The 24,893-nt window shown below is 52.3% G+C and carries 23 protein-coding genes; 18 read left to right on the top strand and 5 right to left on the bottom strand.

Annotation, left to right across the window (positions count from 1 at the left end):
- The first annotated feature begins 443 nt into the window (after positions 1-443).
- The 14 genes from mutS to glnA all read left to right on the top strand — a co-directional run bounded on the left by mutS (position 444) and on the right by glnA (position 18,441).
- Positions 444-3,302 carry a DNA mismatch repair protein MutS gene (gene mutS, locus NST26_RS17690; protein WP_340979550.1) on the top strand — a complete coding sequence of 953 codons (2,859 nt, stop codon included), beginning with the start codon at positions 444-446 and terminating at the stop codon, positions 3,300-3,302.
- A gap of 406 nt (positions 3,303-3,708) precedes the next feature.
- Entirely contained in the window at positions 3,709-5,805 is a 2,097-nt protein-coding gene (gene mutL, locus NST26_RS17685) for a DNA mismatch repair endonuclease MutL (RefSeq protein ID WP_339310015.1), read from the top strand.
- A gap of 41 nt (positions 5,806-5,846) precedes the next feature.
- The gene (locus tag NST26_RS17680; RefSeq protein ID WP_339248925.1) at positions 5,847-6,626 is read left to right on the top strand and encodes a class I SAM-dependent methyltransferase; all 780 of its coding nucleotides are present in this window, start codon (positions 5,847-5,849) and stop codon (positions 6,624-6,626) included.
- Complete coding sequence (miaA, locus tag NST26_RS17675; protein ID WP_339248924.1) at positions 6,616-7,596, top strand: tRNA (adenosine(37)-N6)-dimethylallyltransferase MiaA; 981 nt, start codon at positions 6,616-6,618, stop codon at positions 7,594-7,596. The genes NST26_RS17680 and miaA overlap by 11 nt, the downstream gene beginning before the upstream one ends.
- A 19-nt stretch (positions 7,597-7,615) precedes the next feature.
- Positions 7,616-7,855, top strand: coding sequence for an RNA chaperone Hfq (hfq, locus tag NST26_RS17670; protein WP_036724623.1), 240 nt, complete (start codon positions 7,616-7,618; stop codon positions 7,853-7,855).
- 139 nt (positions 7,856-7,994) lie between these two features.
- Entirely contained in the window at positions 7,995-10,646 is a 2,652-nt protein-coding gene (locus NST26_RS17665) for a penicillin-binding protein 1A (RefSeq protein WP_036724624.1), read from the top strand.
- A 158-nt stretch (positions 10,647-10,804) separates the two neighbouring features.
- Complete coding sequence (locus NST26_RS17660) at positions 10,805-11,359, top strand: DUF402 domain-containing protein (RefSeq protein ID WP_036724625.1); 555 nt, start codon at positions 10,805-10,807, stop codon at positions 11,357-11,359.
- 3 nt (positions 11,360-11,362) lie between these two features.
- Complete coding sequence (locus tag NST26_RS17655) at positions 11,363-12,019, top strand: YdcF family protein (protein WP_339248923.1); 657 nt, start codon at positions 11,363-11,365, stop codon at positions 12,017-12,019.
- 90 nt (positions 12,020-12,109) lie between these two features.
- A complete protein-coding gene (locus NST26_RS17650) occupies positions 12,110-13,084 on the top strand; it encodes an AAA family ATPase (protein ID WP_209880048.1) in 975 nt (324 codons plus the stop codon).
- A gap of 32 nt (positions 13,085-13,116) precedes the next feature.
- Positions 13,117-14,406 carry a GTPase HflX gene (hflX, locus tag NST26_RS17645; RefSeq protein ID WP_339248922.1) on the top strand — a complete coding sequence of 430 codons (1,290 nt, stop codon included), beginning with the start codon at positions 13,117-13,119 and terminating at the stop codon, positions 14,404-14,406.
- A gap of 174 nt (positions 14,407-14,580) precedes the next feature.
- Positions 14,581-15,834 carry a methionine gamma-lyase family protein gene (locus NST26_RS17640; protein WP_339248920.1) on the top strand — a complete coding sequence of 418 codons (1,254 nt, stop codon included), beginning with the start codon at positions 14,581-14,583 and terminating at the stop codon, positions 15,832-15,834.
- Between the two features lie 28 nt (positions 15,835-15,862).
- Entirely contained in the window at positions 15,863-16,396 is a 534-nt protein-coding gene (locus NST26_RS17635) for an AAA family ATPase (protein WP_339248919.1), read from the top strand.
- A 276-nt stretch (positions 16,397-16,672) separates the two neighbouring features.
- Positions 16,673-17,083: a MerR family transcriptional regulator gene (locus NST26_RS17630; RefSeq protein WP_019910684.1), complete on the top strand. Its 411-nt coding sequence runs from the start codon at positions 16,673-16,675 to the stop codon at positions 17,081-17,083.
- A 29-nt stretch (positions 17,084-17,112) separates the two neighbouring features.
- The gene (gene glnA, locus NST26_RS17625) at positions 17,113-18,441 is read left to right on the top strand and encodes a type I glutamate--ammonia ligase (protein ID WP_036724635.1); all 1,329 of its coding nucleotides are present in this window, start codon (positions 17,113-17,115) and stop codon (positions 18,439-18,441) included.
- A gap of 1,612 nt (positions 18,442-20,053) precedes the next feature.
- On the opposite strand, the gene NST26_RS17620 is transcribed toward glnA, so the two are convergent.
- From NST26_RS17620 to NST26_RS17610, 3 genes are all read right to left on the bottom strand, one after another.
- Entirely contained in the window at positions 20,054-20,641 is a 588-nt protein-coding gene (locus tag NST26_RS17620; RefSeq protein ID WP_340952336.1) for a GNAT family N-acetyltransferase, read from the bottom strand.
- Positions 20,642-20,852: 211 nt separating this feature from the next.
- On the bottom strand, positions 20,853-21,842 hold the full coding sequence (locus NST26_RS17615) for an HD domain-containing protein (RefSeq protein ID WP_340952338.1): 990 nt from the start codon (positions 21,840-21,842) through the stop codon (positions 20,853-20,855).
- 27 nt (positions 21,843-21,869) lie between these two features.
- Positions 21,870-21,995 carry a hypothetical protein gene (locus NST26_RS17610; protein WP_340952340.1) on the bottom strand — a complete coding sequence of 42 codons (126 nt, stop codon included), beginning with the start codon at positions 21,993-21,995 and terminating at the stop codon, positions 21,870-21,872.
- Positions 21,996-22,283: 288 nt separating this feature from the next.
- Between NST26_RS17610 and NST26_RS17605 the strand changes: the two genes are divergently transcribed.
- From NST26_RS17605 to NST26_RS17590, 4 genes are all read left to right on the top strand, one after another.
- Positions 22,284-22,556: a hypothetical protein gene (locus tag NST26_RS17605; protein ID WP_340952343.1), complete on the top strand. Its 273-nt coding sequence runs from the start codon at positions 22,284-22,286 to the stop codon at positions 22,554-22,556.
- Between the two features lie 15 nt (positions 22,557-22,571).
- A complete protein-coding gene (locus tag NST26_RS17600; protein ID WP_340952346.1) occupies positions 22,572-22,931 on the top strand; it encodes a hypothetical protein in 360 nt (119 codons plus the stop codon).
- Positions 22,932-23,022: 91 nt separating this feature from the next.
- Complete coding sequence (locus NST26_RS17595; protein WP_036695469.1) at positions 23,023-23,244, top strand: hypothetical protein; 222 nt, start codon at positions 23,023-23,025, stop codon at positions 23,242-23,244.
- A 114-nt stretch (positions 23,245-23,358) separates the two neighbouring features.
- Positions 23,359-23,577, top strand: a complete 219-nt coding sequence (locus NST26_RS17590) for a hypothetical protein (protein WP_036726416.1) — start codon at positions 23,359-23,361, stop codon at positions 23,575-23,577.
- A gap of 79 nt (positions 23,578-23,656) precedes the next feature.
- On the opposite strand, the gene NST26_RS17585 is transcribed toward NST26_RS17590, so the two are convergent.
- Positions 23,657-23,995: a L,D-transpeptidase gene (locus tag NST26_RS17585; protein ID WP_076079347.1), complete on the bottom strand. Its 339-nt coding sequence runs from the start codon at positions 23,993-23,995 to the stop codon at positions 23,657-23,659.
- A 188-nt stretch (positions 23,996-24,183) separates the two neighbouring features.
- Positions 24,184-24,810: a transcriptional repressor LexA gene (lexA, locus tag NST26_RS17580; RefSeq protein ID WP_036695466.1), complete on the bottom strand. Its 627-nt coding sequence runs from the start codon at positions 24,808-24,810 to the stop codon at positions 24,184-24,186.
- Positions 24,811-24,893 lie beyond the last annotated feature (83 nt).

Here is a 24,893-nt window from a genome sequence, read left to right as displayed (position 1 = left end):
CACCTGTATTCCCGCCACATATGGCCCGCACTCTGACCAAATATTCTCAGCTGCACTTACAGGCTCACCCACATCCCATACTGATTTTTTGACCAGCATTCGTAAACATACACATTACACTCTCATCTACACCTAACAAGCTACTCACGTCCGCCCTCACATCCTCACCCACATCTTCGTCCGCCCCAGCATCCCGCCTCAACCCGCCCTTACACCTGCCCCAACATCACCACATTCCTCCCACCCCAGACCCATACATCTCCCACACGCACACTTCACACTCCTCCTCACTACCCCCTAATCCCCCAAGCGCCAACCCGTCCCCATCCCCCAGAACACCCCGACCAACTTTTAGCACACGCTGCGGGCGTGCCGGGGGTAACCCGGGGAGCGGAGTTTCTGCTATAATAGAGAACAGTATGAAGTAGGTATGGAGGTAGACGATGGCAAACTATACGCCGATGATTCAGCAGTATCTCAAAGTCAAGGAAGGGGCGAAAGACGCTTTCCTTTTCTTTCGTCTGGGCGATTTCTATGAAATGTTCTTCGAGGATGCCCTCTTGGCATCCAAAGAGCTTGAGATTACATTAACAGGCCGCGACGGCGGGGTGGGCGAGAAAATTCCAATGTGCGGAGTGCCGTATCATGCCGCCGAGGGGTACATACAGCGGCTGATCGAGAAGGGCTACAAGGTCGCGATCTGCGAGCAGCTGGATGATCCTGCGGTGACTAAAGGGATGGTCCGCCGTGATATCGTCCGGGTCGTAACACCGGGTACGGTGATGGACGGCAAGATTATTTCGGACAAAAGCAACAACTACCTCGTCTGCGTAACAGAGGAAGACGGGATGATGGCGCTGGCCGCCTGCGATTTGACGACAGGTGAGCTGTATGTCACATCGGTACTCGCAAGTACCGAGTGGCTGCGCGATGAGATTGGCATCTATGAGCCTGCGGAGATTATCGGCGATTCGGCCCTGCTGGAGGAGCTGCGCAGTGAAGCTTCCCTGCTGGCCAAGCCTGTGGTCTATACGCCGTGGGACAAGCAGGAGGAAGCGCTGGCCCGCCGCCAGTTCGGCGAAGCGGCCTGGGTCCGGCTGGAGAAGGAGCGCGGCCGTGTGCTGGCGCTGCTGATCTCCTATTTCAGCGAGACCCAGCGGCGTTCACTGGGACAGCTTACCCAGATCTCACCTTACGAGCCGGGGAATTATATGATTCTCGATCCGTTCACCCGACGGAATCTGGAGCTTACCGAGACCGTTAGGGAACGCTCCAAAAAAGGCTCGCTGCTCTGGCTCCTGGACCGCACCGAGACCTCCATGGGCGGACGCCTGCTGCGCCGCCGGATCGATAAGCCGCTCTTGCAGCGCGCGCCGATTGAGCGCCGCCTGGAAGCGGTCGACTATCTGTATAACCAGTTCATCGTCCGCGAGGATCTGCGCGGGGCGCTGAAGGAGATCTACGATCTGGAGCGGCTGGTCGGGCGTATTGCCTTCGGCAGCGCGAACGGGCGCGATATGAACGCACTCAGATTGTCCCTGGCCCAGATTCCTGCGCTGAAGGAGATGTGCCTGACCTCCGGCTCTTCTACCTTAAGGGAGATCGGTGCGTCTATGGATGAATGCGCGGAGCTTCGTGAAGATATCGAGCGGGCGATTGTGGAGGATGCACCGGTGTCCGTGCGTGACGGCGGAATCATCCGCGCGGGCTACCATGAGCGTCTGGACGAGCTGCGGGAAGCCAGCAGCAGCGGCAAGCGCTGGATTGCCGAGCTTGAGGCGAAGGAACGCCAGGTGACAGGGATCAAATCCCTCAAGATCGGCTATAACAAAATTTTCGGTTACTATATAGAAATTACCCGCTCCAATCTGTCCTCGCTGCCGGAAGGCCGTTATGAGCGCAAGCAGACACTGGCCAATGCCGAGCGTTATGTCACTCCTGAGCTGAAGGAGAAGGAAGCCCTGATCCTGGAAGCCCAGGATAAGATGACAGATCTGGAATATAGTCTGTTCACCGAGCTGCGCGAGCAGATCAGCAGCCAGGTTCCGCGCCTGCAGGCGCTGGCCGAGAAGGTGGCGGAGATTGATGTGTATCAGTGCCTCGCAGCCGTCAGCGCGGAGCACCGGTTCGTGAAGCCGAAGCTGTCTGACAGCTACGATCTGCGGGTTGAAGGCGGACGCCATCCGGTCGTAGAGGCGGTGCTGAAGGATTCGGCGTTTATTGCCAACGGCAGCACACTCAGCAAGGACGATGGCAATATCCTGCTGATTACAGGGCCGAACATGGCCGGCAAAAGCACGTATATGCGCCAGGTGGCGCTCATCTGCATCATGGCCCAGATCGGCTGCTTCGTGCCGGCGGCCAGCGCCGAGGTAGCACTGATCGACCGCATCTTCACGCGGATCGGTGCAGCGGATGACCTGATCGGCGGCCAGAGTACGTTCATGGTCGAGATGGCTGACATTCAGGTCATGACCGAGAAAGCGACCGCCCGCAGCCTGATCATCATCGACGAGCTGGGCCGGGGGACCTCGACCAGTGAGGGGATGGCGATTGCCCAGGCGGTGATCGAATATGTGCATGATACCATTGCCTGCAAGGCACTGGTCTCCACACATTTCCATGAGCTGGCCCATCTGGAGCAGAGCCTTGAGGGGCTGCGGAATTATTCGATGGCGGTCCAGGAGAGCGGCGACAAGGTGAACTTCCTCCGCAAGCTTGTGCCGGGAGCTGCGGACAGCAGCTACGGGATCTATTGTGCAAGGCTGGCTGGATTGCCTGAAGGAATTATTGACCGGGCTTACGGGCTGCTCCAGAGCATTGAACAGGCTTCTCCGCCGGGCGCCGCAGCGCTGAATTACGGCACGGGTTACAGTGACCGGAGCGGGAGCGGAACGGTTATACAGGAGCATCAGGCTACCGCTGCGCAGACGCCGGATGCCGGAGAAGGAGCTGCCCCAGGCAGCCAGTCCTATTCGGCTGAACGCACCGCGCAAGCTCCAGCACATCCGGACCCGTATTCCGAAGCAGCAGCTTCTATGGCTGCCGGACAGCGGGAGGCTGCCGTATCCCTTGCTTCTCCCGTAGAGGAAGAGGACAATGAAGTGGTGCAGCTGTCTATTTTTGGCGAGGAAGAGCCGCGCAAGAACCGCAAGGGAGCAGCAGTGATGCCTGCTGTCAAAGACAATCCGCTGCTCAAAGAGTTAATCAACGCCGTGCAAGGCGCGGATCTGATGAACATGACCCCGCTGCAGGCGATGGGCCTCTTGAATGAGCTGAAGCTGAAGGCAAGAGAACTGTAGTTCAGCGGAACTGCTGCCGTTGAAGGTGTGCTTAAAACCGAATACGATTGGCTGTTACAGCGGAATAAGTAGCAAATATATGTGAAAAACAGCATACATTGTGCTCGCAAGCAGGCACACGGCCCGAAAGTATGTGAAAAACAACATACATTGTGCTCGCAAGCAGGCACACGGCCCGAAAGTATGTGAAAAACAACATACATTGTGCTCGCAAGCAGGAATGTGGCCTAAATGTATGTGAAAAACAGCATACATTGTGCTCGCGCGAAGGTAATCTTATTCATCCGTTAGGGTGATTTTGCAATGCCATTTCTACTTGTCCGAATAAGGCTTTTACAGTCCGTTTTTTACAGTCCGTTAATGTTCAATATTATCTATAAAATAAATACATGCGGGGTGAACGAATATGGCTAAAATTCATGTGCTGGATGAGCATATTGCCAACCAGATTGCTGCCGGGGAGGTAGTCGAGCGTCCTGCTTCTGTGGTGAAGGAGCTGGTCGAGAACGCAATCGATGCGGGCAGCACCCGCATTGAAGTCTCTGTGGAAGAGGGGGGACTGCAGAGCATCCGGGTGAAGGATAACGGCTCGGGGATCGAGCCGGAGGACTGCGAGACCGCCTTCTACCGCCATGCGACCAGCAAAATTGCCAGCGGCCGTGATCTCTTCCAGATCACCAGCCTTGGCTTCCGTGGAGAAGCGCTGGCGAGTATCGCAGCGGTATCGAAGCTGACCCTGCTGACCGCCAGCGGAGACGATGGTAAAGGGCGGGTGCTGGACATCGAGGGCGGAAGGCTGATCCGTAATGAAGATGCAGCTTCCGGCAAAGGCAGTGACCTTACCGTGCGGGAGTTGTTCTATAATACGCCTGCCCGTCTCAAGTATATGAAGAGCATCCAGACCGAGCTGGGCCATATCTCCGATGCCATGTACCGGATGGCCTTGGCCCATCCGGATATCTCCTTCACCCTGCAACATAACAGCAATCAATTGCTGCATACGCTGGGCAACGGAGACCTGCTGCAGGTAATTGCCGCTGTGTATGGCACCTCAGCCGCCAAGGCTATGCTCCCGGTGTCGGCGGAAGATCCGGACTTCCGGATCTCCGGCTATATCAGCCGTCCCGAGTGGACACGCTCGAACCGCAATGCGGTGACGACGCTGGTCGGGGGCCGTTACATCCGCAGCAACGGGCTGAACGCGGCGATCATGCGCGCTTACCATACGCTGCTGCCGATTAACCGTTATCCGCTGCTGGTCCTGAAGCTGGAGATGCACCCGTCACTGGTGGATGTCAACGTGCATCCGGCCAAGCTTGAAGTACGCTTCAGCAAGGAACCTGAGCTGTACGGGTTCATAGAGCAGCAGCTCCGCTCGCTGCTGATGGGCCAGAGCCTGATTCCGCGCCCCACCAAGGAGATCATCGGCGGCAAGAACAGCAGCTCCTTCATTCAGGAGCAATTCGCCTTCTCCAAAGGCGCAGCTCCGGGCAGTATTCAGCAAGGTACGGAAGCGGGCGGTGCGGACAAGTCAGCAGATCCGCGCAGCTACGGCCAGGGAATGCCTGGCGGTGCTGGCGTCGCAGCGGGCAACCAGCTGCCTTCCAGCGGAGGGAGCGGCGCTCCGTTCTCTGGCAGCGCTGGTCGATTAACCGGCCCTGCCGCTGGAGGATCTTATGCTGCTGCCCAAGCATCCGGGAATACCCAGCCTTATGGCGGCAGCAATGCACAGGAGCAGCAGCAGGCCAGAGAGACGGCCGCTGCATACAGCGGCGGGAACGCCACCCAGGGTTCATACCGCCAGCCGTCCTCCGGCCCCCGCGACAGCTACCGCCCCCAGGCAGCTATGGCTGGCCGGGGGCAGCAGCCGGCAGCCGGGGAGCTGTACGCTCCTGCGGAGCAGAGCGGCACTGGTCTTCCACAGTTTCCCGAGCTGAATTATATCGGCCAGCATCACGGAACCTATATTATCGCCCAGAATGACAGCGGGCTGTATTTGATTGACCAGCACGCTGCGCATGAGCGGGTGAATTATGAATTTTATTATGAGAAATTCGGCAAGCCTGAAGATGCCTCACAGGAGCTTTTGCTGCCGATTACGCTGGAGTTCACGCCTTCGGAGAGCAGGCAGCTTAGCGAACGGCTGCACTGGTTCGAGCAGGCGGGGGTTGTGCTTGAGCATTTTGGCGGGCAGACCTTCCTGGTCCGTTCCTTGCCGTACTGGTTCCCGGAAGGGGACGAGAAGGCGGTAATTGAAGAGATGGCAGAGTGGGTCTTAAGCGAACGGTCGATTGACCTCGCCAAGCTGCGCGAGAAATCCTCTATTCTCTGCTCCTGCAAGGCTTCGATCAAAGCCAACCAGAAGCTTACAGAGCTGGAAGTGGAATCGCTCCTCACCCGGCTCGCGGCCTGCCGCCAGCCTTATACCTGCCCGCATGGACGCCCGATCGTTGTGTCGTTCTCGGCCTATGATCTGGAGAAGCTGTTTAAGCGCGTTATGTAGTGGCTATATTGTACATTTATTGAGTGCAGAACGGAGGCAACATGATTATAACGACGGGCTTTGACCCGATACCGCAAGTGGTGGCCCGGGCCCGGGAGCTTGCGGACCGCACAGGCTGCGCCTATGCTCCGAGAGCGAAATTCTCGATGAGCAAGCTGGTGGAGCATTACGGGGACGAACAGATTCTGGTAGTTTTGCAGGAGGCCGTCCGGCTGATTACGCCGGGAATGCCGCCGATGGAATTCCATCCCAGCATGGGCTTTGTCCGCGCCAAAAGAATCTTAAGAGGCGAGCCGGACCCTATGATCGATGCCGCAGGCATGCTCCCCGGCGACAGCGTGCTGGACTGCACGGCCGGACTCGGAGCGGATTCGCTGCTGTTCGCAGTCACCGGAGGGGAGACCTCCAAGGTGACGGCACTGGAGAGCTCGCTGCCGTTGTATGCTCTCCTGCTGGAAGGGATGAGCGGGTATGTCTCTGGCCAGGTGAAGGTGAACGAAGCGCTGCGCCGTATTGATGTGCAGCACGGGGACCATCTGGAATACTTGCGGGCCCAGCCGGACAAGAGCATCGACATCGTATACTTCGATCCGATGTTCCGGGTGCCGCTGACGGATTCGGCGGCGATCTCGCCGCTGCGGCAATTCGCGAATCCTGCTGCATTGTCAGCTGATAGCGTGGCTGAGGCAACCAGGGTTGCGCGCAAGACGGTGCTGCTGAAGGAGAAGGCACTGAGCGGAGAGTTCACCCGGCTGGGCTTCAAGGAGCTGCTGCGGGCCAATGCCAAAACATCGTACGGGGTGATTACCATTGACAACTAAGAAGAAACGCAAAGTGCTTGTACTGCTGGGTCCGACAGCGGTCGGCAAGACCAGACTGAGTCTGGAGCTGGCCGAGGCTCACGGAGCCGAGATCATCTCCGGGGATTCGATGCAGGTCTACCGCGGGATGGATATCGGTACGGCCAAGATCACGCCTGCCGAGATGAAGGGCATTCCCCATCATCTGATTGATATTCATGATCCGCAGGATGCCTATTCCACAGCTGAATTCCAGGAGCAGGGAGCACGGCTGATTGAGGAGATCAGCGCGAGGGGCAAGCTGCCTTTTATTGTGGGCGGTACTGGACTGTATATTGAGTCGTTATGCTACGGCTTCCGCTTCTCCGAAGCGGTGGCTGACGAGGCTTTCCGCGAGCAGCAGGAGGCCTACGCCGAGGAGCATGGGGCTGATGCCCTGCATGCCCGTCTGGCAGCGGTAGACCCGGCCAGTGCGGAGCGGCTGCATCCCAATGACCGCAGGCGGATCATCCGCGCGTTGGAGATTTTTCACCAGACGAACGTCCCGTTATCCGACTCGCTGGCCGGCCAGAACAAGGAGTCTCCCTATGAATTATGCCTGATCGGTTTGACAATGGACCGGAAAATACTATATAAACGTATTGAAGAGCGAATCGATCAGATGCTGGCGGAGGGCCTCGTGCCTGAGGTGCAGCGGCTGCTGGATCAAGGCTACGGCAGGAGTCTTGTGTCTATGCAGGGTCTGGGCTACAAGGAAATTGCCGCCTACCTGGAGGGGGAGATGACGCTTGAGGAAGCCGTGGTGCTGCTGAAGCGTGATACCCGCCGGTTTGCCAAGCGGCAGTTGTCATGGTTTCGCCACATGAAGGAGATTCAGTGGATTGACGTCCTGGAGAGCCAAAACTTTTCTGAGAATTTTGCGAAATTAAATGGTATAATAGCAGGAAAGTTTCTTACAGGTCTTGAATATACTTCTGAACAATCTAATTGAACCATTGGGGGTACGTCATATGAACAAGTCCATTAATATTCAAGATACGTTCTTGAACCAGCTGCGCAAAGAGAATATCCCTGCTACAGTATATTTGACCAACGGCTTTCAAATCCGGGGAATTATCAAAGCGTTCGACAACTTCACCATTGTCATCGACAGTGACGGGCGCCAGCAGATGGTGTACAAGCATGCGATCTCCACATTTACGCCGCAGCGAAGCGTATCACTGATGCAGGACAATAACAGCGAGAATTAAGATTTTACCGTCTTGAAGCGAAACCTTTTTGTTTATAAATCGTTTGAATAGAGAGTGCGAGAGAGCAACCTGAGAAGGTTGTTCTTTTCATTCGTGAACATCATTTACGTTTTTTCCGTTAAGGGAGTCAGGAGGCAGTATGTCCAGAGACCAGTTAACCCGGAGCGGCGGCAACAGAAACAGAGGAAGTCAGCCGCCAAGCTCCCAAGGGAAGCCGAAGAAAAAAAAGAAAAGATTCTTAACCAAAAAGCGTGTACTGTGGAGTTTGTTTTTTTCAGTTGCGCTAGCTATTTTTTGTGCGCTGGGCGGTTATTTGTTCATCATGCTGAACGGGCAGAAGCTGCTGGATGAGAACAGGGACAAGCTGACGATCAATCCGCCGACACAGATTTTTGACCGGAACCGGAACCTGATCGGAGAGCTGTCATTGGAGAAAAGCGATCCGGTGGAATATGAGGATCTTCCCCAGATGCTGGTTAAAGCATTCGTAGCCACCGAGGATAAACGGTTCTTCGAGCATAACGGGGTGGATCTCTGGTCCATCGGACGCGCGGCCGTTAAGGATATTGCGGCCCGCAGTATGGTAGAAGGCGGGAGTACAATTACCCAGCAACTGGCGAAGAACATCTTTCTGAACCGCGACAAGACCTTCTTCCGTAAGGCGACCGAGGTGTCGATTGCCGTTGCACTGGAGAAGCAAGAATCCAAAGAGAGTATTATCACGATGTATTTGAACCGGATTCCGTTCGGCGGAACCACTTATGGGATTAAGGCCGCTTCCATCCGTTATTTCGGGGAAAGCGATCTGAATAAACTTGAGCTTTGGGAAATAGCCACTCTGGCTGCAATGCCCAAAGGGCCGTCCCGCTATAATCCGTTGCGTAACCCTGAGCTGTCGAAGGAACGCCGGGGCGTAGTGCTTCAACTCATGTATGAGCAGAAGCTGATTACCAAGGAGCAGATGGACGAAGCGAAGGCCGTGGATTACAACTACAAGCCGCCTGAGAAGAAGCAGCGTTACCAGGCATTCATTGATTATGCGATTGGTGAGGCTGAGGACAAATTCGGGCTGACCGAGGATGATCTCAATATCGGCGGGTATAAGATTTATACAACCATGGATAAGCATGCCCAGGAGACGATCGAGGATGCTTTTGCCGACAGTGATAACTTCGAGAAAAGTGTGGACGATGAGCTGGTTCAGGGCTCAATGACCATTGTGAATCAGGAGAATGGCAGCGTTGTAGCCTTGATGGGCGGACGTAATTATGAGAAAAAAGGCTACAGCCGGATCGATGGCAGCCGCCGCTCACCGGGTTCTGCCTTCAAGCCCCTGGTATCCTATGCACCGGCACTGGAATCCGGCAAATTCACGAATGATTCCATGCTGAGCAATGAGAAGCAGTGCTTCGGCAAATATTGTCCGAACAATCTGCACGGGTACTCGAAGTCGATCAGCATGGGCGATGCGCTGACGAAGTCGGAGAATATTCCGGCGGTCTGGCTGCTGAATGAGATCGGTGTAAATACCGGCTTCCAGTTCGCCAAGAAGCTGGGGATCAACCTGAAGGATGAAGACAAGAACCTGTCGCTCGCCCTCGGCGGGATGAGTGAGGGAACGAACACGATGGAGATGGCCCAGGCCTACAGTGCGTTCGCCAATGGCGGAGAACTGCGGGAGGCATACTCCATCAAGTCTATAGCTGACGCTGATGACAAGACCGTCTACAAGGCGAACACCAAGGCAGACCGTGTGATGAGTGAACAGACGGCCTATCAGATGACAGAGATGATGCAGCGTGTTGTACAGGACGGTACAGGTAAAAAAGCAAAAATTAACCGTCCGGTAGCCGGTAAGACCGGTACAACACAAAGCGGATATAAGGGCATCAGCTCGAACCGTGATGTCTGGTTCGTCGGCTATACGCCGGAATGGACGGCAGCGGTATGGATGGGCTACGACAAGCCGAGCAAGACCCATCTGCTGAAGAACAGCAGTCCGCTGGCCGCTGCCTTCTGGGGCAAGGTCATGGAGAAGGCGCTCGAAGGTGTGCCTGCCAAGCAGTTCCCGGTACCGAAGGGCGCTGCTGTAGAGGTAGAGGCTACGCCGACGCCTGAAGCGGTATCGGCGGTAACGGGCTTCCAGGCTGCGTATGATCCATCCACGATGACGGTCAATATGAGCTGGAATCCTGCTGCGGCCAGCGGTGTAGAATACCGTATTTACCGCCGCGAGACGTCTGAAGCAGACTTCACCCCGCTCATGAACACCATGGCCTCGAATATCGGGGACATCAGTGCGATGCCGGGACTGTCTTACGAATATTATGTTACTGCATATTATCAGGAACTAGATCAGGAGAGCGAGCCTTCTGAGACTATAACGGTGTCCGTTCAGGATGAGCTTCAGACCCCTGAGCCAGAGATGACGCCTGACCCGAATCTGCCTACGGATAACCCCGATAACGGCGGCGATTCCGGAAATGGAGAGAACGGCGGCAATCCGCCTGACAATGGACCTGGGAATAACGGATCAGGTAATAATGGTCCAGGCAATCACGGTCCAGGTAATAACGGCAATGGTCAAGGAGGGGATAACGGCAGCGGAGCAGCCACAACCCCGCCTGAGATGACACCGCCGCCTGCGGCTGCCACGGCAGAGCCACTACCGACACCGGAGGCGACGACCGGTACTGTCGATCCTGGAATCATCCCTGACCCGAATGCCGGAACCGATCCGGCAAGTGATCCGGGCAGCGGTTTTGTTGAAGGACCCGGCAATGTACATTAGACTGACTTGAAGTCAAATTCATAGCATTAACGATTACCCTGACAGCTCCGGGAGCTCTGCGCTATGCAGAATTGCCGGATGTCGGGGTTTTCTTGTTTTGAGTGTCTCTGCAAAATGTGTTAAGCTGAATGCACCATTATCAGAAGAGGGTTATTCATATGAAACGTAAATTCGGAGACCGGGCCAACTGGCGCAGGATTACCCGCCGCCATTTTGCCTGCCGCTATGTGGAGACCCGGGAGTTCAGCGGTTATATCACACTCTACACTATATACGGGCTGAAGGAGCCGCTATGGAAGAGTTACGGCAGGCATACATACCGCATTGCGGACAAGGGATATTCATGGCTGCAGTATTTTCCCAAGGACAGCCACTATATTGTGACGGCCATGTTTGATGAACGGCAAAATATTGTGCAGTGGTACATTGACACCTGCAAGGTCCAGGGCGTGACCGATCAAGGGGTTCCCTGGTTCGACGATCTGTATCTGGATGTTGTAGTGCTGTGGAATGGTGAAGTATTTCTGCTGGATGAGGATGAGCTGGAGGAAGCGCTGGAGCGGGAAGATATCACGGACAGTGATTATCAGTTAGCCTGGTCAACAGCCAATTCAATTCTGCGTGCGATAGACGCTCATGCCTTTCCGTATTTCTCCCTTTCACTGAAGCATCGTGCCGAATTGTTTCATCACGGAGAATTTAGGAGGAAGTAGATCATGGATTGGTATGTCTACCAACGGGGTTCATCCCCGATCCGCAAAGTGTCGCGCAAGCGCCGCCACCGCACGAAGAGGGTGCTGCTGGTCTCGCTGCTGGTACTGATTGTGGCCGGATTCATCTGGTGCGGAGTAGTCTTTAACAGAATTAACAGTGCAGCAACCACCTCGCCCATGGTGAAGGCGGACGCCGGAGTTATTCTGGGGATGTCGATGTGGGGCGATGAACCGAGCCCCGGGCTGAAGGAACGGCTGGATTATGCGCTTGAGCTGTATAAGTCTGGTGCATTCAGCCATTTTGTTGTCTCTGGAGGGCTGGATCAGCCGGAGTATAAGTACACGGAAGCCGAAGGCATGCAGAGGTATCTGGTTGCCCATGGAGTACCTGACAAGGTGATCTATCTGGAGGACCAGTCTACCAGCACTTACGAGAACCTGCTGTTCAGCAAGACAGTCATGCAGCAGGAGGGATTGTCTTCAGCTGTCGTGATTACCCATGATTTTCATGGCCGCCGCGCCTTGGAGACTGCGCGTAAGCTGGGGTATAAGAACCCGGAGCTTGGCGTCACGGAGTCTAAAGTGATGTCGATGCTTAAGTATAAGTCCCGCGAGATTCTGGCCTACACCAAATGGAAATTGCAGGAGCTGTCGCTGTAAATCTGCTAATTTCCAAAACTGCTAATAACGCCTTTTATACTGGAATAGACTGGTTAGAGCAAGTCAGACCTGTATAATGAGGTGAACTAGGTGAACGGACATGTAGCGGCGGCAAGCAGCGGACGGGAAGAACGCAGACCGTCCAGGCAGATTAACATTGTGCTGAATAATCAGGCTCCGGCCCCGGTGTCCGGCTTGCCGGCTGATAGCGCAGGCGGCACGGCAGCTCCCAAGCCCGGCAGCCATAGCGGACTGTTCCAGGAGCTGAGCCGGGAGCTGGATGCACTTGTAGGTCTGGATAACATCAAAGAGCTGGTCTTCGAGATCTATGCCCTGCTGCAGGTGGCCCAGATGCGCAGTGAAGCCGGACTTGCCACCGGAGGCCAGGCCTACCATATGGTATTCAAGGGCAATCCGGGGACTGGCAAAACCACGGTTGCACGGATTGTGGCGAAGCTGTTCCAGCGGATGGGTGTGCTCAGTAAAGGGCATCTGATTGAAGTAGAGCGCGCAGATCTGGTAGGCGAATATATCGGACATACTGCCCAGAAGACGCGGGATCTGGTGAAAAAAGCGCTCGGCGGTATTCTCTTCATCGATGAAGCTTACAGTCTGGCCCGCGGCGGAGACAAGGATTTCGGCAAGGAGGCCATCGACACGCTGGTCAAATCGATGGAGGACCACCGCAGCCAGTTTGTCCTGATTCTGGCCGGGTATTCCGGCGAGATTGACTATTTTCTGATGAGCAATCCGGGCCTGCCCTCGCGGTTTCCGATCCAGGTTGAATTTCCCGATTATACCATCGACCAGCTGCTGCAGATTGCCGAGCTGATGGCCAAGGACCGTGATTATATTTTGATGCCGCAGGCCATACTCAGACTCAAGCAGCATTTGCTTATGGAGAAGACAGAGAGTCTGCATGCTTTCAGCAATGCAAGATATGTACGCAACAGTATTGAGAAGGCGGTACGCGCACAGGCTGTGCGGCTCTTGAACCAGTATGAGAGTACAAGTCCGGGCAAGCAGGAGCTGATGACGCTGCGGACCGAGGATTTCAAAGGATAGTCCAGGAAGAATAGATGAGGAGCATGGAATGAATGGCAACTACAACACATGACACAGAGACAGAAGTGCAGGACCGGGCGATTCTTGTCAGTCTGGTGACTGACAAGATCAAACGTACCGGGATTGACCCTGAGCTCTCGCTTCAGGAACTGGTACAATTAGCAGAGACCGCCGGGGTAGAGGTTCTGGATGTACTGCGGCAGAATAAGGAGACCCCGGATTCCAGGTGGTTTATCGGTAAAGGCAAGGTGGAGGAGCTTCGGATGGCCGCTGACGGGCTTGGCGCGAATACCGCGATCTTCGATCAGGAGCTGTCCGGGGCGCAGGTGCGTAATCTGGAAGAGGCGCTGGATCTCAAAATCATTGACCGTACGCAGCTGATTCTCGATATCTTTGCTGGACGGGCAAAGACCAGGGAAGGGATCATCCAGGTAGAGCTGGCCCAGCTGTCTTATCTGCTGCCGCGCCTGTCCGGGCAAGGCAAGAATCTGTCGCGTCAGGGTGGCGGAATCGGTACGAGAGGTCCCGGAGAGAGCAAGCTGGAGACGGACCGCCGGCATATCCGTGAGCGGATTACAGAGCTGAAGCGCCAGCTGGATGAGGTGGTCAAGACCCGTGAGCTGCACCGTGAACACCGCCGCAAGAGCGGTGCGGTTCAGGTGGCACTGGTAGGCTATACCAACGCGGGCAAATCCACGCTGCTGAAGCAGCTGACCGATGCCGATGTGTACATCGAGAACCAATTGTTCGCTACCCTTGACCCGACTTCGCGTGTGCTTCAGCTTCCGGGCAGCAAGGAGGTCGTGCTTACGGACACCGTCGGCTTCATTCAGAATCTGCCGCATGATCTAGTAGCCTCCTTCCGCGCTACGCTGGAGGAAGTCAATGAAGCCAATCTGGTGCTGCATGTGGTGGATTCCTCTTCTCCGATGCGTGAGGAGCAGATGGAGGTCGTTCAGACGATTCTGCAGGATCTGGGCGCGGCAGGCAAGCCGCAGATCGTATTGTTCAACAAAATCGATCTGTGTCAGCCGGAGCAGCTGGAGATGCTCCCGACCGGTGAAGGCTTCCTAAAGATCAGTGCTTTTAATGAGGAGGACCTCTCACGGATCACGGAGATCATCAACGATCAGCTGGCCGGGGATACTCTGATCTTCCGCATTCCCGGTGACCGCGGGGATCTGTCCTCTCTGCTCTACCGGGTGGGCGAGGTGCTTGAACAGGATTATGACGGAAGCGATGTACTCTATAACGTGAGACTGAATAAAGAGGACTACGATAAATGGAGCTATAAGCTGGCTGAATTCGTGGAGCCGCAATAATTGCTCAGCTGAACCGTTTGAAACTGACTTGGCTGGTGAGAGAGGAAGCATCTATATCAACGCATTGCAACAGTCTGCTTTGGAGATTGATCCAGGCAGGCTTTGCTGTGCGGGTTTTGCCTGATGCAGAAGCGAGGCCTTATTATACACAATGTTAGGAGAGATGAAGGGAACATGGCAGGATTTGCAGAGGATTTATTACAGGCAGCGGAAGCTGCAGAGCTAGAAATCGAAGGTGCGGTCAAGGCGCTTGACCGGATTGTGGATCATAATCAGTGGAAGGTGATCGAAGCCTTTCAGCGCCAGCATGTGAGTGATTTTCACTTCGCGGGCTCTACCGGATATGCTTACAACGACCGGGGGCGTGAGGTGCTGGATTTGGTCTATGCCGAAGTATTCGGTGCAGAAGCGGCGCTGGTCAGACCGCATTTCGCTTCAGGAACTCATACCATATCTACCGCTCTGTTCGGTGTGCTGCGGCCCGGAGATGAGCTTCTGTACATTACAGGACGTCCCTATGATACGCTGCACAAGGTAGTTGGCAAGCCAGGAGACGGGACAGGCTCGCTGGCGGATTTCGGTATCGGCTACCGGGAGACTGCGCTGACAGAAGAAGGTAAGGTTGACTGGGATGAGGTCGCCTTAGCGATAAATGACAAGACCAAGGTGATCGGAATCCAGCGTTCGCGCGGCTATGACTGGCGTTCGTCCTTCACGGTCGCTGAGATTGGCGAGATGGCAGCACGGGTAAAAGCTATTAAGCCGGATGTCATCGTATTCGTGGATAACTGCTACGGAGAATTCACCGAGACGCTGGAGCCGCCGCAGGTTGGCGCTGATCTGGTCGCCGGTTCGCTGATCAAGAATCCCGGCGGCGGGATCGCTGAGACCGGCGGTTATATCTGCGGCCGCGCAGATCTGGTGGAGCTGGCGGCCTACCGCCTGACAGCCCCAGGAATCGGCGGCGAGGTAGGGGCGATGCTGGGCACAACGCGAGGCCTGTATCAAGGCCTGTTCATGGCCCCGCACACGGTGGGACAAGCCGTGAAGGGCAGTATTTTCGCTGCGGCGGTGTTTCAGCGCTGCGGCTTCATCACCAAGCCTGCCTGGCATGAGCCGCGTACGGATCTGATCCAGGCGGTGGCTTTTGACGGACCCGAGCATCTGATCGCCTTCGTACAAGGTATCCAGCGCGCAGCAGCGGTAGACAGCCATGTCGTGCCTGAGCCTTGGGACATGCCGGGGTATGAGCATCCGGTCATCATGGCTGCCGGGACATTCATCCAGGGCGGAAGCCTGGAGCTGTCAGCCGACGCGCCCATCCGCGCACCGTATATCGGATACATGCAGGGAGGATTAACCTATTCTCATGTCAAATACGGCGTGTTAATGGCCTTGCAGAGTATGAGGGAGCGCAAGCTGCTGTAGTTCTCGAACACATAGGAGGCAGAGGCCGATGTACGAAGCAGAAGCAATCGAGGGATTGTTGCAGAAAAGGAGTGCGGACAAGGCTCCACTAGTCGTCATGATGTGCGGAGTAGCGGGTTCGGGCAAAACGACTTTTGCGCTTAAGCTGGAGCATGAGGGGTTCGTCCGGCTGTCCATCGATGAGGATATCTGGAGTACATATGGCCGCTACGGGATAGATTATCCTGAGGAGGAGTACGAATCCTTGAAGGAACAGTCGGAACGCAAGCTGCGCAAAGAGCTGGTGCAGCTGGTTCAGGCGAAGCGTCATGTGGTGGTGGATTTCAGCTTCTGGCAGCGGCAGCGCCGGGATGATTACAAGCATCTGATCGGGGAGTATGGCGGGAAATGGGCTGTGATCTTCCTCAAGGTACAGCTTGAAGAGCTACGGCGGCGGCTCCTGTTAAGAAGCGAGCGGATGGATGCCAATGCGGCATTCACCATTACCGAGGAGATTCTGACCCGTTTCCTGAACGGATTCGAGACTCCGGCTGGAGAAGGGGAATGGGTCGTTGAAGCGTGACATGCCATGAAACATGTACAGTAAGCCTTTAAGGCCCCCGCAAAGCACCTATTTCGTCATCGGAACTAAAGCCCTGTTATGTGGGCGGATTTTGCCTGCGGATTGCTCTTTGTGATATACTTCGGGGAACCAAATCCCATGCATCGGACACTTTGATCTGTTAATCTCACAATGGGTGAAAGAAATCTTGTGAGAAAAACTCACATACCATTGACACGCCATATAAGGAAATGTACAATGAGATGAGAAAAAGATCATTGGAAGGTTGGATGAGTCATGGGTGATGAAATCCGCAGAAATATGGCATTATTTCCGATTGGAATCGTAATGAAGTTAACAGATCTATCCGCCAGACAAATTCGTTATTATGAGCAGCACAGCCTGATCGTACCTGCGCGTACCTCCGGCAACCAGCGTTTGTTCTCTTTTAATGATGTGGAACGTCTGCTTGAGATCAAGGCGTTGATTGAGAAGGGTGTTAATATTGCCGGCATTAAGCAGGTGATGAATCCTGTCTCGAAGGAATCTGAAGAAGCTACGGTTATTACCCCTGACACAGAGGTGAGACGTAGAGAGTTGTCTGATTCGCAGCTTCACCGTCTGCTGAAGCAGGAGCTGGTTTCCGGTAAAAGACCGGGACAAGTGTCTCTAATTCAAGGTGAGCTATCCCGGTTTTTTAATAAATAATATAGAGCTGTTGAAAGGGAGAGGGTAACGTGAGCTTTACTAAAGAGGATATTCTGCGTATTTCCAAGGACGAGAACGTCCGGTTTATTCGCCTGCAATTCACCGATTTGCTGGGAACGATCAAGAATGTTGAGATTCCGGTAAGCCAGCTTGAAAAAGCACTCGACAATAAAATGATGTTCGATGGCTCGTCCATCGAAGGTTATGTGCGGATTGAAGAATCCGATATGTATCTGTATCCGGACCTGAGCACCTGGGTTATCTTCCCTTGGGTGACTGACAGCCGTGTGGCACGTCTGATTTGTGATGTGTACATGCCGGATGGCACACCGTTTGCCGGAGACCCGCGTGGTATCCTCAAGCGTTGTCTGCAGGAAGCGGAAGAAATGGGCTTCACAGCTATGAATGTCGGACCGGAGCCGGAATTCTTCCTGTTCAGAACAGACGAGAAGGGCAATCCGACAACCGAGCTGAATGACCAGGGTGGATATTTCGATCTGGCGCCAATGGATCTTGGGGAGAACTGCCGCCGCGAAATCGTATTGACACTGGAAGAGATGGGCTTTGAAATTGAAGCCTCCCACCACGAAGTGGCTTCCGGCCAGCATGAAATTGACTTCAAATATGCCGATGCCATCAAGGCAGCGGATCAGATTCAGACCTTCAAGCTTGTCGTGAAGACGGTAGCCCGCCATCACGGCCTGCATGCAACCTTTATGCCTAAGCCGCTGTTCGGTATGAACGGATCTGGTATGCACGCTCACCAATCCCTGTTCAAAGGCAAAGAGAATATGTTCTACGATGAGAGCGATAAGCTGGGCCTAAGCAAGACTGCCCGTTATTACATGGCGGGGATTCTGAAGCACGCACGTGCTTTTGCAGCGATCACTAACCCGACGGTCAACTCTTACAAACGTCTGGTGCCTGGTTATGAAGCCCCTTGTTATGTAGCCTGGTCTGCAAGTAACCGTAGCCCGATGATCCGTATTCCGGCTTCGAGAGGACTCAGCACACGCGTTGAAGTTCGTAACCCGGACCCTGCGGCTAACCCTTACCTTGCACTCGCTGTTATGCTGAAGGCAGGTCTGGATGGAATCAAGCGTCAGCTGGATCTTCCGGCTCCTATCGACCGTAACATCTATGTGATGTCCGAAGAAGAGCGGATCGAAGAAGGCATCCCAAGTCTGCCAGCCGATCTGAAGGAAGCCCTGAACGAAATGATCCGCAGCCACGTGATCACAGAAGCCCTCGGCGAACACGCCCTGGCCCACTTCTACGAGCTGAAGGAAATCGAATGGGATATCTACCGCACCCAGGTCCACGAATGGGAAAGAGATCAGTACATGACATTGTACTAGGATACAGCAGCCCCCGGCGCTATACGCGCTGGGGGCTTTTTTATATGTGGACGCGGGAGGATTTCTTTTTGTTTTTAACGATGTTCTACTCCAAAATAAAGGACTGTCCCAGTAGCCATTTCATGGCTTTTGGAACAGCCCCTTGTAATTCATCTTAGCAATGCCGCCGGCGTTTTTTATGCTTACAAACGATAATCGCTTTTTGACCCGGGTGCAGTTTTACGACAATTACTTTTCGATGCTTCGGGCAAGACATAGTAGCTGCCTCCTATTGATTTGACATATAACAGAATATGTTCCTGGGATCAATATGGAGTGGACGTAATTACTACACTTCAATAAAGGGGCGGGTTAACCAACCTCTCCTCGAAAATTGTTCAATCCCCACCAAGCCCCTGCAAATTAGAGGGGAATTGGAGCCACTGCCTCTTTTTGCGGGGATAGGAGCGGTGGAGAACTCTTGGGTTAATTCGGATTTAGGAGAATCTAAATAGCCAGTCACCGGTGGATTTCCGGCGACTGGCTGTTTGAACTTGCAAGATGTTGTGATCCCTGTCCCGTAACAGGGGGACCGCCACCTTAAGTGGTCTGCAGGCTTTTATCCATTATCATGAATAAGCTCTAGCTGCGACTCCGTATTGATAACGAATCCAGTACCTCCATTATCTGATGAAACTTTAATGGTATAGACTCCTGCTGGCCTGGCAGGTCCTTCTTTGTAAACTTGATAACCGTTACTTGCCGTAGTATGCCCATTAAAATAAACCGAACCATTAGGCGAATATATTATTATTTTCGTTCCTTTGTGGTTTTTGTCTACCAAATAAAATCTCAAAAAGCTTCCATCACTTTTATCATAATTAAATGTGTACGTTTCGACGGAACTTAATAAGTACGTATCCCGACTATTAAATACGTCGCCCATTATGGTTATAGCTTTTGTTTTGAGAAAGAGGCTTGGGCATTATCTGCGAAAGAGGTACCAGGTAGGCAAGCTAATGCTACAACAGACAAAACTATCAAAAATAGATAAATGAAAGCTCAATCCATAAAATGGAAATCTATAGGATAATTAAAAATAATCGTAAAAAATGAAAGAGATCAGTACATGACGCTTTACTAGGATACAAGCAGCCCCTACATCTGCGCGTGGATCTAGTGCTCTTACGTATGTGGGGGCCAAGATGTATGCGGAAAACCGAATACAATGGATCGCCGGGGGGCGACAAGGCAAAATATATATGAAAAACCGAATACATTGGACAGTGGCGAGGACATGAGGGCCAAATGTATGCGAAAAACCGAATACAATGGGTGTCACGGAGACGACCAGGCCCAATGTATGTGAAAAACCGAATACATTTGGCGGCAGCGTGGAGATTATTTTATATTGTGTTGAAGACATACCAAAAGAACAGGCTTCCTAAAGCTAGCACAGCAGTCATACCAAGCAGCACTCCAATAATGACTTTTTCAGATCTGTTGTATTTCTTCAAATGATCACCTCAAAAACTCTAATATAAAAAACCAACAGCTTTCTTTTACCGAGAAATAAATCCCGGACTGCTGTTGGTATATGGAACTGAACGTCTCTGATTAGGTTAATGCATGATTATATATTTTGGTGATCCTCATGAAGAAGAGCCCTATATTCATTCTTTGTTAAACCAAACAACATAGAATCATGATATTTACCATTGATATAGAAGATTTGACGTCGGACTCCTTCTTGAACGCATCCTACTTTTCTAAGCATAGCAGCCGATGCCTTATTTCCGTCCAGAACATAATCATTAAATTTATTAAGTCTACGCTCGAAAAATGCATATTTTAAGAGCATGTGCACTGCCCTGGTACCGTAACCCTTACCTCGATAGGGATGATCAATTACAATACCTATGCTGAAAGTACCATTCCTCTCGTCAATGCTGTTTAGATTAATACCACCTACCGTTTCACCGTTCATATTTTCAATAGTAAACATGATTCGGCCATTAGTGGATGTAAATTCAACGTTCTCTTCAACGAATTTCTTCGCACCCGAGATTGTAGGCGGCAATTCAATAGTACATTCCAGTAAACGACGGGCAGGGGTATCGAATGCAGTTAAATATATAACTTCCCAATCCTCAGCCTCTATTGAACGCAATCTAATTTCATCATCCTGCCAATAATAGTTTGTATAATCTATATTTCGCATAAGTACACCTCCAAATAATATCACGATTCTATAAGTTTATCTCATGAAATATATATTTTGGAGGTGCTTTCTGATTATAAGTAATCTTAACATGTTGACATTACTTAGATGGTGAAGTTCTAAGATTATTGTTCAAAGTCAAACGGGGGAGGGCGGAAGATCTGTTACATTAGTGTATAAGTTATTCCGAAGTATGTTTATAAAAAAGCGCTTACTCCCACCAAACGTAGTATGTGCCTAGCTGCTCTGTAAGTTGGTTGATCGTAGCGAGGATCTCTGGCGAATATTCGGTGATCAGAACGCCTTGGATGAGCGGCATTGCGAGATAGAGCTTACTCAAAACGGCCGTTTCCGCTGGAAAAGCAGGCTTATGCTGCGACACGCTAATCCGCCATGATTCCATGAGCAACTGTTCATACTCTTCCTGGGTGTCTGGATTATTATGAAGCAACTGCTCGATATGCGTATCCGTCATAAACGGCAACTTAGTGGTTTCAAGTTCATTTGCATCTACTAAGCGGCCAGCCAGCTTCCTCATGATCGCGTTTACGCCGATGTTAGCCGGGGAAGCTTGCATACGGGCTTCTTCCCATATGAGCTCGGTGACACGCTCGCCGGCTTCCAGTGGGAACTGGAGACTCCCATTTCTATAGCTCACCGCTTCTAAAAGTTCACCAGCAGATATAGTCAGATAACCGCCGATAAAAGCACTTCTGACCAAGGAGTCCAGATGATCAGCATGAAGAACCCCGTCCTTGTTCCTCAACACGCTTCGCTTTGAGCCATCGATATAGTCCATAACCTCTGTTGCGCGAATACTCGCATGAGACAGGATGTCAACGATCTCCTCTGACAACAAAGCCTCCCGGGTCCATTTATGATGATCCGCACCGGGAAGGGATTCCAGCGTATGACTGAACGGCGCATGTCCGATATCATGCAGCAATGCTGCTGCCCGCAACGTACGGTTATCCGGCTCAAAATGCACTGTAAGCGCAAATACACCTAATGTATGTTGTAAGCGGCTGAAGGTATGGTGGGTATTGATGAATGAAGCTCCGCCATGCCGAATATAATGAAGACGCCGCACCCGCTTGCTTCGGAGTAGTGCTTTTTCTAGATCAGAGAGCTGAATCCTTAACTTCCATAGAGGTTCATAAATTTCGTCTAACGCACCGTCAAGCCTTAAGCGAAAATCCATTCAACGTTTCCTCCCAGGTTTCTTAGATTATTCTTCAATGGGAACCGAGGACCGGAAGGCATACCATAGCAGTCCATAAGCTATTCCAAAGTAAAGCAGTACACCCAGTATGGATATAGACAGAAGAATGATGATAACTTTATTTCCATTCATATATTTACCTCCTAAATAAAAACCTCTCCCAAGTTTTAGTGTAGGGGAGAGGCCGAAAAGAAAAACGCAAGAGGTTCTCACCCTCGCAAATTTATTGTAAACGTCACAGAATGTGTATGCAACACTGAAATTTCCAGGATTAATAGTAGGAATCTCGTATTCTTGGCCGGGGCGAGAGCAAGAGAAGTATGTTCTGCACTTGGGACTAGACTAATAGACCTTTTACATACTATTCCATCTCCTATATACTTAACCAGAAGAGAATCCTAGTGGGAGTTATGGGAGCGGATGATGAAGAATACATATAAGATTATGCTTTCGCTGATGCTCGTCCTGGCGCTAACCTGTTCGGTGGCTGGGGCGGAAGGAGCGGCTGTGCCAGCGGAGACCCAAGCAAGGCTTATGGAGCAATATGGGCTGGATGCGCCGGCTCTGCCGTTGTGGGATTGGAGCAGCATTGATGTCGGGGGCAGTGGAATTACAGGTGGGATGCTGTTCGTGTACCGGATGATATTTAATCCGCTGGGTGTCATGTTGCTAGAGATACTATATATTTTGTAGTAGAGGGGGAAAAGAATGAATTCGCGTTATGATACGCCAAGCCCTGCACGCAAAGTCCGCAGGAGATCGGGCGGTAAGTCGTTACTGGTCCTTATCCTTGTTCTGATTGTGATGGCGGTTACGAATCCGGGAAAGGAAGCATTCAGTGAATATTCTGTAAAGAATCTGGAAAATACGCTCGGTCAGGAAATAGGCGACGGAATTACCAAGCAGGTGGCCCAGCCTGTAATTGAGTCTTTGACCGTGAGGGATAACTACATTTTGTTTTCTGTATTCAGTGTACCGGACCTTAAGAATACCAATTTTTTTACCCGGGATGGCGGGGCCACGAAGAAGTATATCGGATTGTTCAAAATCCTGTTTATTAAGCTGTAAATATGGTTTACATATTGTTCCATGACCCGGTATAATTGAATAGATTCGAGACGGAATCTTTAATATGGTTGTGGAACAAGGAGGAACGAAGTTGAATACGGCTTATAAAGTACTGTCCAGTGATGCTGATCTATTCGCTGCCGCACTGGCACAGGTACAGGTCTACGTCGTTCAGCTGGTTGATGGCAAACCGCATGTGATTGCTGATTATGCCGGACCTGTACAGAAATGGACACCGGAGTACATTGTGCTGGCCGGAATGACTTATAGACGCGATGAATTTGAATTCCGGGTACGATTGAACAAAAAGTAAGCAGATTCGCTGCCCACTACCTGCAGCTCTAACTAACATTACTGCCGAATCACACAATCTTTGGAGCCATTTTTGGCATCTCTTATACTATCCAAGTGTAAAAGAGGTGTAAAGATGAGCCAAAGAGAACGTAATCGGATTCGCAGAGCCATTAATGTCCTGCTGACACAGCGGGCAATTCTGCTGGAGAGACTGGAAGAAATCAATGAGAATCTGCGCAGAGTGCCTAGAGGTTCGCGGGCCAGAAGAGAACTGCTGGCAGCCAGAGAATCGATCCGCGAGGCCATCCGTTTGAATACGGTGGCTATCCGTCTGTTGAGAAGTGTGCTGTAGTCTGTATCCGCTCTAATTCATATGAATCACAAAAACCCTTGGGACGCAATCTGGCGTCTCAAGGGTTTTTGCGACGTTCCTATTCCCGGATGGTGACACGGGTACCTATGGGAACGAGGGCGGCTAGAGCCAGAACATCTGCGTTATACATACGAATACAGCCGTGTGAGACCATGTGGCCGATGGAGGATGGGTCATTGGTTCCGTGGATGCCGTAATGCGGCTTGGACAGTCCCATCCAGAAGGCACCGAACGGACCGCCCGGATTGGGCTGTTTGTTAATGATGGTGTATTCGCCTACAGGCGAGACGGTTAACATTTTGCCGATGCCGACAGGGAAGCCTCTGGTGACAACGTCATTATCCAGCAGGTACAGCATGCGCTGTGACAGATCGACGATAATTCGGTAATTGGGCATACAGATCAGCACTCCTTTGTAACAGGATATGTGCGGAGCTAGACAGCGGTTCGCAGAAAAAATGGCCAAAAAGCCGAATGCGAACAAATGTTTGCATTCAGTTTTTTGGCCACTACACGAAGTAAAATGAACATAAAACAGGCTGCTTCGCATGGTGCGGAGCAGCCTGTTCTTAAGCGGGGAGTAGATTAGTGGATATCGCGGAATAATCCGATGACCCGGCCCAAAATCGTAACGCGGTTGAGGCGGAGAGGCTCGTACGCCGGATTCTCCGGCTGCAGCCTGATATGATCCCGTTCCTTGTAGAAGGTCTTGACAGTTGCTTCATCTTCTTCGGTCATCGCTACAACAATATCGCCGTTGTCGGCAGTCTGCTGCTGGCGCACGATGACATAATCCCCGTTCATAATTCCGGCATCCACCATACTGTCACCAAGAACAGATAGCATAAATACCTTGTTATCGCCTACATAATGAGCAGGCAATGGGAAGTAATCCTCAATATTCTCTGTAGCTGTAATAGGAACACCAGCTGTAACCTTACCCACGACCGGGATGCGGGTAACGGTCTGGACAAATTGATGCACATTCTCTGAATCTTCCTGGCCGAGTAATTCAATGGCACGTGGCTTCGTTGGATCACGCCGGATCAGGCCCTTCTTCTCAAGCCGGTCCAAGTGACCATGCACGGTAGAGCTGGAGGCCAGGCCGACAGCCTCGCCAATCTCGCGGACGGACGGAGGATAACCCTTGCTGCGGACTTCATTACGTATAAATTCCAGGATCGCCAGCTGACGACTAGAAATCTTTGACATCGGTATCAACCCCATATACTATGTTTGGGAAAATTATAACATAGAACTTCCGTTCGTACAAACATAAGTTCTAAAATGAGGAA

Source organism: Paenibacillus sp. FSL R7-0128 (genome assembly GCF_038002245.1).
In the GTDB taxonomy this organism is placed as follows: Bacteria; Bacillota; Bacilli; order Paenibacillales; family Paenibacillaceae; genus Paenibacillus_AQ; species Paenibacillus_AQ silagei.
This window is presented reverse-complemented; position numbering and strand designations above follow the sequence as displayed.

Bases quoted from the DNA above. Each gene is read 5' to 3' on its own strand.
- hfq (WP_036724623.1), top strand. From the start codon at position 7,616: ATGAACAAGTCCATTAATATTCAAGATACGTTCTTGAACCAGCTGCGC.
- NST26_RS17665 (WP_036724624.1), top strand. From the start codon at position 7,995: ATGTCCAGAGACCAGTTAACCCGGAGCGGCGGCAACAGAAACAGAGGA.
- NST26_RS17655 (WP_339248923.1), top strand. From the start codon at position 11,363: ATGGATTGGTATGTCTACCAACGGGGTTCATCCCCGATCCGCAAAGTG.
- NST26_RS17615 (WP_340952338.1), bottom strand. From the start codon at position 21,842: ATGGATTTTCGCTTAAGGCTTGACGGTGCGTTAGACGAAATTTATGAA.
- NST26_RS17660 (WP_036724625.1), top strand. From the start codon at position 10,805: ATGAAACGTAAATTCGGAGACCGGGCCAACTGGCGCAGGATTACCCGC.
- NST26_RS17585 (WP_076079347.1), bottom strand. From the start codon at position 23,995: ATGCCCAATTACCGAATTATCGTCGATCTGTCACAGCGCATGCTGTAC.
- lexA (WP_036695466.1), bottom strand. From the start codon at position 24,810: ATGTCAAAGATTTCTAGTCGTCAGCTGGCGATCCTGGAATTTATACGT.
- hflX (WP_339248922.1), top strand. From the start codon at position 13,117: ATGGCAACTACAACACATGACACAGAGACAGAAGTGCAGGACCGGGCG.
- NST26_RS17605 (WP_340952343.1), top strand. From the start codon at position 22,284: ATGATGAAGAATACATATAAGATTATGCTTTCGCTGATGCTCGTCCTG.
- NST26_RS17680 (WP_339248925.1), top strand. From the start codon at position 5,847: ATGATTATAACGACGGGCTTTGACCCGATACCGCAAGTGGTGGCCCGG.
- NST26_RS17600 (WP_340952346.1), top strand. From the start codon at position 22,572: ATGAATTCGCGTTATGATACGCCAAGCCCTGCACGCAAAGTCCGCAGG.
- mutL (WP_339310015.1), top strand. From the start codon at position 3,709: ATGGCTAAAATTCATGTGCTGGATGAGCATATTGCCAACCAGATTGCT.
- NST26_RS17635 (WP_339248919.1), top strand. From the start codon at position 15,863: ATGTACGAAGCAGAAGCAATCGAGGGATTGTTGCAGAAAAGGAGTGCG.
- mutS (WP_340979550.1), top strand. From the start codon at position 444: ATGGCAAACTATACGCCGATGATTCAGCAGTATCTCAAAGTCAAGGAA.
- NST26_RS17640 (WP_339248920.1), top strand. From the start codon at position 14,581: ATGGCAGGATTTGCAGAGGATTTATTACAGGCAGCGGAAGCTGCAGAG.
- NST26_RS17590 (WP_036726416.1), top strand. From the start codon at position 23,359: ATGAGCCAAAGAGAACGTAATCGGATTCGCAGAGCCATTAATGTCCTG.
- NST26_RS17630 (WP_019910684.1), top strand. From the start codon at position 16,673: ATGGGTGATGAAATCCGCAGAAATATGGCATTATTTCCGATTGGAATC.
- NST26_RS17620 (WP_340952336.1), bottom strand. From the start codon at position 20,641: ATGCGAAATATAGATTATACAAACTATTATTGGCAGGATGATGAAATT.
- NST26_RS17610 (WP_340952340.1), bottom strand. From the start codon at position 21,995: ATGAATGGAAATAAAGTTATCATCATTCTTCTGTCTATATCCATACTG.